Annotated in this window: 14 protein-coding genes and 1 other RNA gene; 10 read left to right on the top strand and 5 right to left on the bottom strand. The window is 63.7% G+C overall.

All coding sequences use genetic code 11. The features are described from left to right. Window positions 1-74 precede the first annotated feature (74 nt). On the bottom strand, window positions 75-524 hold the full coding sequence (locus KW568_RS27800) for an EVE domain-containing protein (protein WP_003253680.1): 450 nt from the start codon (window positions 522-524) through the stop codon (window positions 75-77). 178 nt (window positions 525-702) lie between these two features. On the opposite strand from KW568_RS27800, the gene KW568_RS27795 reads away from it, so the two are divergent. Further along, entirely contained in the window at window positions 703-855 is a 153-nt protein-coding gene (locus tag KW568_RS27795) for a hypothetical protein (RefSeq protein WP_003253683.1), read from the top strand. 19 nt (window positions 856-874) lie between these two features. Here the strand turns inward: KW568_RS27795 and KW568_RS27790 are convergent, their stop codons facing one another. The 4 genes from KW568_RS27790 to KW568_RS27775 form a co-directional block, all read right to left on the bottom strand. Beyond that, the gene (locus tag KW568_RS27790) at window positions 875-1483 is read right to left on the bottom strand and encodes a 5-formyltetrahydrofolate cyclo-ligase (RefSeq protein WP_003253685.1); all 609 of its coding nucleotides are present in this window, start codon (window positions 1481-1483) and stop codon (window positions 875-877) included. A gap of 125 nt (window positions 1484-1608) precedes the next feature. Continuing rightward, a non-coding RNA gene (ssrS, locus tag KW568_RS27785) (6S RNA) lies at window positions 1609-1788 on the bottom strand. Window positions 1789-1805: 17 nt separating this feature from the next. Beyond that, window positions 1806-2126: a cell division protein ZapA gene (locus KW568_RS27780; protein WP_003253687.1), complete on the bottom strand. Its 321-nt coding sequence runs from the start codon at window positions 2124-2126 to the stop codon at window positions 1806-1808. Next, window positions 2123-2305, bottom strand: coding sequence for a TIGR02449 family protein (locus tag KW568_RS27775; protein WP_029886233.1), 183 nt, complete (start codon window positions 2303-2305; stop codon window positions 2123-2125). Before KW568_RS27775 ends, KW568_RS27780 begins: the two co-directional genes overlap by 4 nt. Before the next feature lie 181 nt (window positions 2306-2486). Here KW568_RS27775 and KW568_RS27770 point away from each other — a divergent pair, with 181 nt between their 5' ends. From KW568_RS27770 to gcvH, 9 genes are all read left to right on the top strand, one after another. Further along, window positions 2487-3041 carry a YecA family protein gene (locus KW568_RS27770; protein WP_003253690.1) on the top strand — a complete coding sequence of 185 codons (555 nt, stop codon included), beginning with the start codon at window positions 2487-2489 and terminating at the stop codon, window positions 3039-3041. Window positions 3042-3062: 21 nt separating this feature from the next. Next, window positions 3063-4397: a Xaa-Pro aminopeptidase gene (gene pepP, locus KW568_RS27765; RefSeq protein ID WP_003253692.1), complete on the top strand. Its 1335-nt coding sequence runs from the start codon at window positions 3063-3065 to the stop codon at window positions 4395-4397. Next, the gene (gene ubiH / locus KW568_RS27760) at window positions 4394-5593 is read left to right on the top strand and encodes a 2-octaprenyl-6-methoxyphenyl hydroxylase (RefSeq protein WP_003253694.1); all 1200 of its coding nucleotides are present in this window, start codon (window positions 4394-4396) and stop codon (window positions 5591-5593) included. The genes pepP and ubiH overlap by 4 nt, the downstream gene beginning before the upstream one ends. After that, entirely contained in the window at window positions 5590-6072 is a 483-nt protein-coding gene (locus tag KW568_RS27755; RefSeq protein WP_003253696.1) for a DUF4442 domain-containing protein, read from the top strand. Before ubiH ends, KW568_RS27755 begins: the two co-directional genes overlap by 4 nt. 9 nt (window positions 6073-6081) lie before the next feature. Beyond that, entirely contained in the window at window positions 6082-7299 is a 1218-nt protein-coding gene (locus KW568_RS27750; RefSeq protein WP_167398626.1) for a 2-octaprenyl-3-methyl-6-methoxy-1,4-benzoquinol hydroxylase, read from the top strand. A 168-nt stretch (window positions 7300-7467) separates the two neighbouring features. Then, window positions 7468-8469: an extracellular solute-binding protein gene (locus KW568_RS27745; RefSeq protein ID WP_004575832.1), complete on the top strand. Its 1002-nt coding sequence runs from the start codon at window positions 7468-7470 to the stop codon at window positions 8467-8469. A gap of 152 nt (window positions 8470-8621) precedes the next feature. After that, complete coding sequence (locus KW568_RS27740) at window positions 8622-10244, top strand: iron ABC transporter permease (RefSeq protein ID WP_003253701.1); 1623 nt, start codon at window positions 8622-8624, stop codon at window positions 10242-10244. A gap of 127 nt (window positions 10245-10371) precedes the next feature. Beyond that, a complete protein-coding gene (gcvT, locus tag KW568_RS27735) occupies window positions 10372-11454 on the top strand; it encodes a glycine cleavage system aminomethyltransferase GcvT (RefSeq protein ID WP_003253703.1) in 1083 nt (360 codons plus the stop codon). A gap of 51 nt (window positions 11455-11505) precedes the next feature. Next, on the top strand, window positions 11506-11889 hold the full coding sequence (gene gcvH, locus KW568_RS27730) for a glycine cleavage system protein GcvH (protein WP_003253706.1): 384 nt from the start codon (window positions 11506-11508) through the stop codon (window positions 11887-11889). Window positions 11890-12044: the final 155 nt, after the last annotated feature.

The raw sequence follows: 12044 nt of genomic DNA, 5'->3' as shown, positions 1-12044 counted from the left end.
TGCACAGTACATCATGCCTGGCGGCCATGTGTGGCGTGTTGATATCGGTCAAGCCCTTGACCTTAGCTGCGTATTCAGCGCAACGCGACAATCACCGCCCATTGCTCGGGCGTTACCGGCATGACCGACAGGCGGCTGCCTTTTTGCACCAGGGGCAACTCGACCAGACCGGCCTGCTGTTTCAGCCACCCCAGTTCCAGCACCCTTGGAAAGGTTTGTACGTGGGCCACATCCACCGCGCTCCACGGGTTCTTGTCGATCGTGGCCTTGGCATCGTGATAATGGCTTTCCGGGTCCAGCGCGGTCGGGTCCGGGTAGGCCGCGCGGGTGATTTTGGCAATGCCGGCGATGCCGGGTTGCGGGCAGCTGGAGTGGTAGAAGAAGAATTCGTCACCCACGCTCATGGCCCGCAGAAAATTACGCGCCTGATAGTTGCGCACGCCGTCCCAGCGCGCTTCGCCCAAGCGTGCGAGGGCTTCGATGGAGAGCTCGTCGGGCTCGGATTTCATCAGCCAGTAAGCCATGGATGCTGCTCCTGAAAAGGTTTGAAATAACCTGTTGCACGAAACCGACAGCCGGTTGGCGTCAAGGTTTGCGTGCGGACGCATGTTGTCGGAAAATGCGCCCCGTTTAAAGCGCGTGCGCCGGCGGTGCCCAGAATATCGCCGAGTACTGAACAGTTTGCCTGGGGGGCAATCTTCGATGAATCAACGTAAAAAGCCGGATCTGCTGTGGATCCTGGTGTTCATTTTTGGCCTGGGTGTGGTCACTACCGGTTATGCGCAAGGGTTCTGGGAGCGCAAGCTGGACAACGCCTATCAGATGCCGGTCGACGCCAGCCAGCCACAACGTTGATACCCCCCGCTGGCGCCGCTCAACGTGGCGCCAGGTACCAGCCACGGTCCGAGACCGTGCCCTTCAGCGGTACATCCCAACTGGCCTGCGCCAGCCGCTCGACCTTCTGGCATTCATGCGCCAGCCCCAGCAGCAACGGTTTTTTCCAGGTTTGCCGACGCGCCTGGTAGGCCAGGCTGCGATCATAGAAGCCACCGCCCATACCCAAGCGGCCGCCCACTTCGTCAAAACCGACCAGCGGTAGCAGAATCAGATCCAGCGCCCAGATCGGCCGCTGGCGTTTGCGATCGATGATCGGCTCTGGAATACGGAAGCGGTTGGGCTTGAGCTTCTCACCCTGCTCAAAACGCTGGAACACCATGCGCGTGCGCGGCCAGGCGTGCAGCACCGGCAGGTAGGTGCACTTGCCGCGACGCTGGGCTTCGCGCATCAGCAGGCGAGGGTCGATTTCACCGTCGTTGGGCAGGTACAGGGCGATGTGGCGGGCGCGGCGGAACAAGGGGTGTTGCGCCAGTTGGCGGTACAGGCCGAGGGTGGCCTGGCGTTGCTGGGCAGGGGTAAGGGCGCGGCGGGCATTGCGAAGCAGGCGACGAAGCTGGGGACGGGTGAGCGGCACGTTTTCGGTCATGGCACGGGCAATCCCAGATGTGCTGGCTTGGTACGAACAGTGCCTGCGCGGTGAATCGTCGTACAAAGCTTGAATAAAGTCGGCCAAAACGAATTGCCCGCCTTGGGGGGCGGGCAAGAAAATTCAGGCTCCCCGATAAGACCGCTATCGGTGTAGCCCTTGAACCCGAAAGTTCAAGGTGGAGATTGCAGGGGGCGTTAAGGCTTTCCGTCGGGCGGACATGCACACCGGCCCCAGCGTGCAACCCCCGTGGTTGTGCGTATCGGCTCAGGGACATAACCGACTGGCGCATCCCCCAGGGAGTGGCGCCAGTATACCAATCTCAGCCGATTTTGGTATCCGTGTCGTCGGACAAAGCCTTATCTACCCGATCCAGCAGGTCGCGCACCTGTTCGCGGTTTGTGCCGCTGACCGGCGCATCGTTGCGGTCTTCCTGGCGGTGCAGCATTTCGTGGGTAATGTTCAACGCCGCCATCACCGCGATGCGGTCGGCACCGATCACCTTGCCGCTGCTGCGGATCTCGCGCATCTTGCCGTCCAGGTAGCGCGCAGCGCTGACCAGGTTGTTGCGCTCTTCCGGCGGGCAGATGATCGAGTATTCCTTGTCGAGGATCTGCACGGTGACGCTATTGCTTGAACTCATGAGTCTTGCTCCAGAGCCTTGAGGCGTAAAATCATCGACTCGACTTTGCGCTTGGCGATCTCGTTCTTTTCGATGAGGTGGGCGCGCTCTTCGCGCCAGGATTTTTCCTGAGCTACTAGGAGTGCATTTTGCCGTTTTAGTTGCTCGACGCGTTCGATCAGCAACTCGAATCGGCTCATCAGTGCCTGCAGGTCGTTCTCTTGCGTGGGTTGCACTCGATTCGCTCCGTCGTTGAGTCACCTGGCGATGATGCCTCTCCCTGGGCGGCAACGGCCAGTGCCGATGGTCTTGGCGCGCCTGCCGGTGCTAGGATACAAGGTCTTCATTCTAGACATTGCGCCGTCTGGCGCCTAGCTGCCCATGCCCAATACTCAATCGCCCTACAACGCTTTCGCCATACTGCTCTCGAGCAATGGCCATCCTGTCACCCCGGCCGAACTGCACGGCCTGCTGATTGGCCGCAGCTGCGCCGGCGCCGGCTTCGATGCCGATGCCTGGTTGGCCGATGCCGCCCAACTGCTGGAAATCGAGCCTGGTGACAGTGTCCGCAACGCCTTGGTCGGCTTGCAGGAAATGGTCAAGGGCGAGCTGACCAGCGACGACATGGCGATCGTCCTGCTGCTGCCTTCCGATGATGCTCCACTGAGCGACCGCGCCACCGCGCTGGGCCAGTGGTGCCAAGGCTTCGTGACCGGTTTCGGCCTGAACGCTGGCGGTAAGGACTTGTCCGATGAGGCCAAGGAAGTGCTGCAGGACCTGGTGGCCATTTCGCAGGTCCAGGAAGCGCTCGAAGAGTCCGAAGACGGCGAGAGCGACTACATGGAAGTCATGGAATACCTGCGTGTGGCGCCCCTGCTGCTGTTCTCCGAGCTGGCCAAGCCGGCCGCACCCGCACCCAAGCCCTCGCTGCACTGATCAACCAGGGGTAGTCTGCCCATGAGCCACATTCCCAAGGCCGAGTATGCCCGTCGGCGCAAGGCGCTGATGGCGCAGATGGTCCCCAACAGCATCGCCATTCTGCCCGCCGCCGCGGTTGCCATCCGCAACCGCGACGTCGAGCACGTGTACCGCCAGGACAGCGACTTCCAGTACCTCAGCGGCTTCCCGGAGCCCGAGGCGGTGATTGCTTTGATTCCAGGGCGCGAGCATGGCGAGTACGTGCTGTTCTGCCGTGAACGCAACCCCGAGCGCGAGCTGTGGGACGGCCTGCGGGCCGGCCAGGAAGGGGCGGTGCGCGATTTCGGCGCTGACGATGCCTTCCCCATCACGGATATCGACGAGATCCTGCCTGGCCTGATCGAAGGCCGCGAGCGGGTCTACAGCGCCATGGGCAGCAACCCGGAGTTCGACCGCCGGCTGATGGACTGGATCAACGTGATCCGCTCCAAGGCACGCCTGGGCGCCCAGCCACCGAACGAGTTCGTTGCGCTGGATCATCTGCTGCATGATATGCGCCTGTATAAATCGGCGGCGGAAGTGAAGGTGATGCGTGCTGCTGCAGACATTTCTGCGCGTGCCCATGTGCGGGCCATGCAGGCCTGCCGCGCCGGGCTGCACGAGTACAGCCTGGAAGCCGAGCTGGACTACGAATTCCGCAAGGGCGGGGCGAAGATGCCGGCCTACGGCTCGATCGTTGCGGCCGGGCGCAATGGCTGCATCCTGCACTATCAACAGAACGATGCGCCGCTCAAGGATGGCGACCTGGTGCTGATCGACGCCGGCTGCGAAATCGACTGCTATGCCAGCGACATCACCCGCACCTTCCCGGTCAGTGGGCGGTTTTCGCCCGAGCAGAAGGCCATCTACGAGCTGGTGCTAAAGGCGCAGGCGGCGGCGTTTGCCGAAATAGCCCCCGGCAAGCACTGGAACCACGCCCATGAGGCGACCGTGCGGGTCATCACCGCGGGCCTGGTGGAGCTGGGCTTGCTCGAAGGTGATGTGCAGGCGCTGATCGACAGCGAAGCCTATCGCGCCTTCTACATGCACCGCGCCGGGCACTGGCTGGGCATGGATGTGCATGACGTGGGCGAGTACAAGGTGGGCGGCGAGTGGCGGGTGCTGGAACCCGGCATGGCGCTGACCGTGGAGCCGGGTATCTACATTGGCGCCGACAATCAGGCCGTGGCCAAAAAGTGGCGCGGCATTGGGGTAAGGATCGAGGACGACGTGGTAGTGACCAGGCAAGGTTGTGAAATCCTGACTTCGGGCGTGCCGCGTACCGTCGCCGAGATCGAGGCGCTGATGCAGGCTGCCCGCAAGGCCGTGGCATGAGCCGGGTAAACCTGGCGATCATCGGCGGTGGCCTGGTTGGCGCAAGCCTGGCGTTGGCCCTGCAGGCCGGCGCCAAGGCGCGCGGCTGGAAGATCCTGCTGATCGAGCCGTTCGCCCCCGGCGACAGCTACCAGCCCAGCTACGATGCGCGCTCGTCGGCATTGTCCTTCGGCACCCAGCAGATTTATCAGCAACTGGGCCTGTGGCAGGTCATCGGCCGCCGCGCCGAGCCTATTCGCCAGATTCACGTGTCCGACCGTGGTCGCTTTGGCGCCACCCGCCTGGATGCCCTGGAAGAGGGCGTACCGGCGCTGGGTTACGTGGTGGAAAACGCCTGGCTCGGCCAGTGCCTGTGGCAAGGGCTGGACAGCGAGGTGGTGAGCTGGCGCTGCCCGGCCGAAGTGACCTCGATGCAGGCCATCGAACGCGGTTACCGCCTGCGGCTGAACGACGACACCCAGCTGGAATGTGACCTGGCGGTACTGGCCGATGGTGGCCGCTCTGGCCTGCGCGAGCAGTTGGGTATCCATGTACGCCACACGCCTTACCAGCAGAGCGCGTTGATCGCCAACATTACCCCGGGTGAGGCCCACGGCGGCCAGGCTTTCGAGCGCTTCACCGAAGAGGGCCCCATGGCCTTGCTGCCGTTGCCGGAAAACCGCTGCGCACTGGTGTGGACCCGCCAGGGCATGGATGCGCGGCGCCTGGCCGACATCGACGAGCGCAGCTTCCTGCGCGAACTGCAGGGTGTGTTCGGCTACCGCTTGGGCGCGCTGCGCCAGGTAGGCGCACGGCACCTCTACCCGCTGTCCTTGATCGAGGCCCAGGAGCAGGTGCGGCCGCACCTGGTGGTGCTGGGCAACGCAGCACACAGCCTGCACCCCATCGCGGGCCAGGGTTTCAATCTGTCGTTGCGTGACGTGCAATCCCTGGCCGAGGCGCTGCTGGCGGGGCCACAACAGCCTGGCGACCTGACCACGCTGCAGGCCTATCACCAGCGCCAGCGCCTGGACCAGGCGATGACCATCGGCTTCTCTGACCAGGTCACCCGCCTGTTTGGCAGCAATCAGCCGTTGCTGGCTGCCGGGCGCAACCTTGGCCTGCTTGGGCTCGACCTGCTGCCACCGGCAAAAAGCTGGTTCGCCCGCCAGGCCATGGGCCTGGGCACCCGCCCTGATCCGCGGGGCCAGGCATGAGCAACCCGCGTAAACTGGCGCGTCGGGCGCGCATGCTGCGCTGGATGCTGAACCTCTACCCACCATACCTGGGTGCCGGTATCCGTGTGCAGCACATCAGCCCGGACCTGCGTAGCGTCAAGGTGGCGATGAAACTGACTCGCTGGAACCGCAATTACGTCGGTACCCAGTTCGGTGGCAGCCTGTATGCCATGGTCGATCCGTTCTACATGCTGCTGTTGATCGAGCAGCTGGGGCGTGACTACATCGTCTGGGACAAGGCCGCCAGCATCGATTTCATCTCGCCGGGCAAAGGCCCTGTGTATGCCGAATTCCACGTCGATGATGCGCTGCTGCAGGAAATCCGCCAGCAGGCCGCCACCGGCAAGAAATGCCTGCCGCGTTTGCAGGTCGATATCCGCGATGGCGCCGGCGAGTTGGTGGCGCGGGTCGATAAAACCCTATACGTGCGGCTCAAGCCGCAAGCGAGGCTGGCGTAAGGCATGGACATGCGCGCAGATCTGTTGATTGTGGGTGCCGGTATGGTCGGCAGCGCCCTGGCCTTGGCGTTGCGCCACAGTGGCCTGCAAATTTTGTTGCTCGACGGTGGCCCGCTGACGGTCGTACCTTTCGATGCCCAGGCCCCGTTCGAGCCGCGTGTCAGCGCGCTATCGGCGGCCAGCCAGCGCATCCTCGAGCGCCTTGGCGCTTGGGACGGCATTGCCCAGCGACGCGCCACGCCGTATTCCGACATGCATGTGTGGGATGGCAGCGGCACCGGTCAGATTCACTTCTCGGCGGCCAGTGTGCATGCCCAGGTGCTCGGCCATATCGTCGAGAACCGGGTGGTGCAGGACGCCCTGCTGGAGCGCCTGCACGACAGCGACATCGGCCTGCTGGCCAATGCGCGGCTGGAGCAATTACGCCGCTCTGGCGATGAGTGGCTGCTGACGTTGGCCGATGGCCGGCAACTGCGTGCACCGTTGGTGATCGCCGCCGACGGTGCCAATTCGGCGGTGCGGCGTCTGGCCGGCTGCGAAACCCGCGAATGGGACTACCTGCACCATGCCATTGTCACCAGCGTGCGTTGCAGCGCCGGGCACCAGGCCACGGCCTGGCAGCGCTTCACTGACGAAGGGCCATTGGCCTTTTTGCCCTTGAGCCGCGATGGCCAGCAAGACTGGTGCTCAATCGTATGGTCGACCACTCCGGAGCATGCCGAGCAGCTGATGGCGATGGATGAAGCGGCCTTCCTGCAAGCCCTCGGGCGTGCCTTCGAGGGCCGCCTGGGCGACGTGTTGCAGGCCGACCCAAGGGTATGCGTGCCGCTGCGTCAGCGCCACGCCAAGCGCTATGTGGGTGAAGGCCTTGCATTGATTGGCGATGCCGCGCACACCATCCACCCGCTGGCCGGGCAGGGTGTGAACCTCGGCTTCCTCGACGCGGCGGTGCTGGCCGAGGTGCTGGTCAATGCTTGCGAGCGCGGCGAGAGACTGGCCGATGTGAAGGTGCTGAGCCGTTACGAGCGCCGGCGCATGCCACACAACCTGGCGTTGATGGCGGCGATGGAGGGCTTCGAGAGGTTGTTCCAGGCCGATCCGCTGCCGTTGCGCTGGTTGCGCAACAGCGGGTTGAAACTGGTGGAGCAGATGCCGGAGGCCAAGGCGCTGTTTGTGCGCCAGGCGTTGGGTTTGAGTGGTGACCTGCCAGATCTGGCCAAGGCTTGAGAGTGCCGGGGCCGCTCTGCGGCCCTTTCGCGACACTAGGCCGCTCCCACAGTGTGGCGCAATCACCTGTGGCAGCCCTTTGCAACATCCGGTAACGGCTAGGTAGGTGAGCCAGAAAATGGGATTCACTACCATTCGCACCTCTCATACGATCGAGGAGTGCATTTCATGTTGCCACGCAAGCCCCTACTGGCCGCCTTGGCCCTGACCCTGTTCGGCGGCACTGCCCAGGCAGCGGACGAAGTGGTGGTGTACTCCTCGCGCATCGACGAGCTGATCAAGCCGGTGTTCGATGCCTATACCGCCAAGACCGGGGTCAAGATCAAGTTCATCACCGACAAGGAAGCCCCGCTGATGCAGCGCATCAAGGCCGAGGGCGATAACGGCGTGGCCGACCTGCTGCTGACCGTCGATGCAGGCAACCTGTGGCAGGCCGAGCAGATGGGCATTCTGCAGCCGATCGAGTCCGACGTCATCGACCAGAACATCCCGGCGCAGTACCGCGCCTCGTCCCATGACTGGACCGGCCTGAGCCTGCGCGCCCGCACCATCATCTACTCCACCGAGCGGGTCAAACCCGAGGAGTTGAGCACCTACGAAGCCCTGGCTGACAAACAGTGGGAAGGCCGTCTGTGCCTGCGCACGGCCAAGAAGGTGTACAACCAGTCGCTGACCGCCACCCTGATCGAAACCCACGGTGAGGCCAAGACCGAGCAAATCGTCAAAGGGTGGGTCAACAACCTGTCCACCGATGTGTTCTCCGACGACAACGCGGTGATCCAGGCCATCGAGGCCGGGCAGTGTGATGTGGGCGTGGTCAACACCTACTACTACGGCCGTCTGCACAAGCAGAACCCGAACCTGCCGGTGAAGATCTTCTGGCCCAACCAGGGTGACCGTGGTGTGCACGTGAACCTGTCGGGCATTGGCCTGACCAAGCATGCGCCACACCCGGAGGCCGCGAAGAAACTGGTGGAATGGATGACCGGCGAAGAAGCGCAAAAGCTGTTTGCTGATATCAACCAGGAGTTCCCGGCCAACCCGAAGGTGAAGCCATCGGAGGAAGTGGCGGCGTGGGGCAGCTTCAAGGCCGACAGCATTCCGGTGGAAATTGCCGGCAAGCGCCAGGCTGAAGCCATTCGCTTGATGGATCGGGCTGGCTACAACTAAGCGCCAGGCCTTATCCTCTTTGGGCCCGTTAGGGCCCTTTCGCGGGTAAACCCGCTCCTACGGGATCTGCACTGCCTTGCGCGGTCCCCGTAGGAGCGGGTTTACCCGCGAACGACCGCGCAGCGGTCGCAATCGCACTCGAGATTTCAGCCTTGCCCCACACCCCTCAACGCCGCTGGTACCTCCCGGTCTCCCTGATCGCCGCCTTGGTGCTGCTGCCCCTGAGCGTGCTGCTGTTGTCCTGGCAATCCATCGACCTGCAGATCTGGTCCCACCTGCTCGACACCCAGATGGGGCGCCTGCTCGGCAATACCCTGACCCTGGTGGTGGGTGTGGGTGTGGGTGTCACCGTGCTGGGCGTCAGCCTGGCCTGGCTCACCAGCCTCTGCGACTTCCCCGGTCGACGCTGGCTGGACTGGGCGCTGATGCTACCGTTCGCCATCCCGGCCTACGTGCTGGCATTCGTCTTCGTCGGCCTGCTGGACTTTGCCGGCCCGGTGCAAAGCGCCCTGCGCGAGGTGTTCGGGCCAATGCGCCTGCCTCGTGTGCGTTCCACTGGTGGGGTAATCACCGTCCTGGTGCTGGTCTTCTATCCCTATGTCTACTTGTTGGCGCGCACGGCTTTTCTGGCTCAGGGCAAGGGCCTGATGGAGGCGGCGCGGGTACTTGGGTTATCGCCCCTGCAGGCTTTCTGGCGGGTGGCCTTACCCATGGCTCGGCCGGCGATCGGTGCCGGTATCGCCCTGGCGCTGATGGAAACCCTGGCCGACTTCGGTGCAGTGGCCGTGTTCAACTTCGACACTTTCACCACGGCCATCTACAAGACCTGGTACGGCTTCTTCAGCTTGTCCAGTGCGGCCCAGCTGGCCAGCCTGCTGCTGCTGGCGGTGATGCTGGTGCTGTACGGTGAGCGCCGCGCCCGCGGTGCCAGCCGAAGCGGCAACGAACGGCCGCGCGCGCAGGCGCTGTATCACCTGTGCGGCCTCAAGGCGCTGCTGGCCAGTGGCTGGTGCCTGCTGGTGTTTGCCTGCGCTTTCGTCATCCCGCTGCTGCAGTTGCTGGTGTGGTTCTGGCAACGCGGTCGGCATGACCTGGATGAGCGTTACGTCGGCCTGGTGCTGCACACCCTGTACCTGGGCAGCATGGCGGCGCTGGTCACGGTATGCGTGGCGCTGCTGCTGGCCTTCGCCCGGCGCCAGGCACCGACGGGCGGAATCCGCGCCGGGGTTGGCCTGGCCAATCTGGGGTATGCCCTGCCCGGTTCGGTGTTGGCGGTATCGATCATGCTGGCCTTCAGTTACCTCGACAACCACCTGGTCATCCCGCTGTCCAGCTGGATGGGCGGCGCCGGCAAGCCGCTGCTGCTAGGCAGCCTCTCGGCGTTGCTGCTGGCCTACCTGGTGCGCTTCATCGCGGTGGCCTACGGGCCGCTGGAGAGCAGCCTGGAGCGCATCCGCCCGTCACTCCCTGAAGCCTCGCGCAGCCTGGGTGTTGGCGGCGCAAGATTGTTTTTCAAGGTGTATCTGCCGCTGCTGGTGCCGGGGGCACTTAGCGCCGCGCTGCTGGTGTTCGTCGATGTGCTCAAGGAAATGCCCGCCACCTTGCTGATGCGGCCGTTCGGCTGGGACACCCTCGCCGTGCGGGTGTTCGAGATGACCAGCGAAGGCGAGTGGGCGCGCGCCTCGCTGCCGGCACTGACCTTGGTATTGGTGGGGCTGCTGCCGGTCATCGGCCTGATTCGCCGTTCGGCACGTCGACCCGGTCACAGTCACTGAGGATGTCAGTTTGCGACCTTGCGGCTACAATGCGCGGCATTCGCGCGGCGGGTGTGAGTAACAAGAAAAGCTGACGACCCAACGTCATCGACCGCCGCCGCTTCGCCACGCCCGGAAGGAGAAACCCATGGGACAGCGCACGCTTTTGTATGACCTGCACCTGGCGCTAGGCGCCAAGACGGTCGATTTCGGTGGCTGGGACATGCCCCTGCACTATGGCTCGCAGGTCGAGGAGCACCACCAGGTGCGCAGCGATTGCGGCGTCTTCGATGTCTCCCATATGACCGTGATCGATGTCGACGGCACTGATGCCACTGTTTGGCTGCAGCGCTTGCTGGCCAACGATGTGGCCCGCCTCGACGACACCGGCAAGGCGCTGTATAGCCCACTGCTGAACGAACAGGGCGGTGTAATCGATGATCTGATCGTCTACCGCACGGAAACCGGCTATCGCCTGGTCAACAACGCCGCCACCCGTGCCAAGGTGCTCGATTGGCTGCAATCGCAGCGTGCCGGGTTTTCCGTGGACTTCCAGGTCCGCCCTGATCTGGCCATCCTTGCCATCCAGGGGCCGCGGGCCCGCGAAAAGGTCGCGGCCCTGCTCAGCCCCGCGCGCGCTGCACTCATCCGCGAACTGCGCCCGTTCGAGGGCGTTGCTGACGGCGACTGGTTCATTGCCCGCACCGGCTATACCGGTGAGGACGGCTTGGAGATCATCTTCCCGGGCGATCAGGCGGTGGCCTTCTTCAACGATCTGGTCGGCGCCGGTATCGCCCCAAGCGGCCTGGGCGCCCGCGATACCCTGCGCCTGGAAGCCGGCATGAACCTGTACGGCCAGGACATCGACGAAAACCACACCCCGCTCACCTCCAACCTGGGCTGGAGCATCGCCTGGGAACCGGCCGAGCGCGACTTCATCGGCCGTGTCGGCCTGCTTGCGGAAATCGAGCACGGCGTGCAGGAAAAGCTGGTGGGTCTGGTGCTGGAAGAGCGCGGTGTACTGCGCGCCCATCAGGTCGTGCGTGTAGCCGGCATTGGCGAAGGGGAGATCACCAGTGGTAGTTTCTCGCCTACGCTGAGCAAGTCCATTGCGTTGGCGCGCGTGCCTATGGCTACCGGTGATCGGGCCGAGGTGGAAATTCGCGGCAAGTGGTACCCGGTGCGGGTGGTCAAACCGACCTTCGTGCGCCACGGCAAGATCCTGATCTGAACAATTTATAACCGGCGGGCGTACCGCTGAGCCAATCGAGGAATTCAAGACATGAGCAATATCCCCGCCGACCTGCGTTTTGCCGAAAGCCATGAGTGGGCTCGCCTGGAAGCCGACGGCAGTGTGACCGTGGGTATCAGCGATCACGCCCAGCAAGCCTTGGGTGATGTGGTGTTCGTCGAGCTGGCTGAAGTCGGCAAAGTGTTTGGCGCTGGCGACGCTGCGGGTGTGGTGGAGTCGGTCAAGGCCGCTTCGGACATCTATGCCCCGGTCGGTGGCGAAGTGATTGCGGTCAACGAAGAGCTGGCCGATAGCCCGGAACTGCTCAACGAAGAGCCTTACGGTTCGTGGATCTTCAAATTGAAGCCAAGCAACCCGGCCGAGCTGGACAAGTTGCTGGATGCGGCTGGCTACCAGGCGCTGATTGGCGAGTAAGACCGCGTCGCTTGCTTCGCGGCTAAAGCCGCTCCTACACAGGTACAGCGCTGCATTCGAGACGGGTGCAGCCCCTGTAGCAGCGGCTTTAGCCGCGAAGAGGCCGGGCCTGCAGACAAGTTTCCCCGCACAATCGGCAATCCCTTCCTAGACTT

Origin of the sequence: Pseudomonas sp. HD6515, assembly GCF_024971855.1 — a bacterium.
GTDB classification, from domain to species: Bacteria; Pseudomonadota; Gammaproteobacteria; order Pseudomonadales; family Pseudomonadaceae; genus Aquipseudomonas; species Aquipseudomonas alloputida.
Note: the sequence above shows the minus strand (reverse complement) of the source record. Positions and strands in the feature narration are given on the sequence as shown.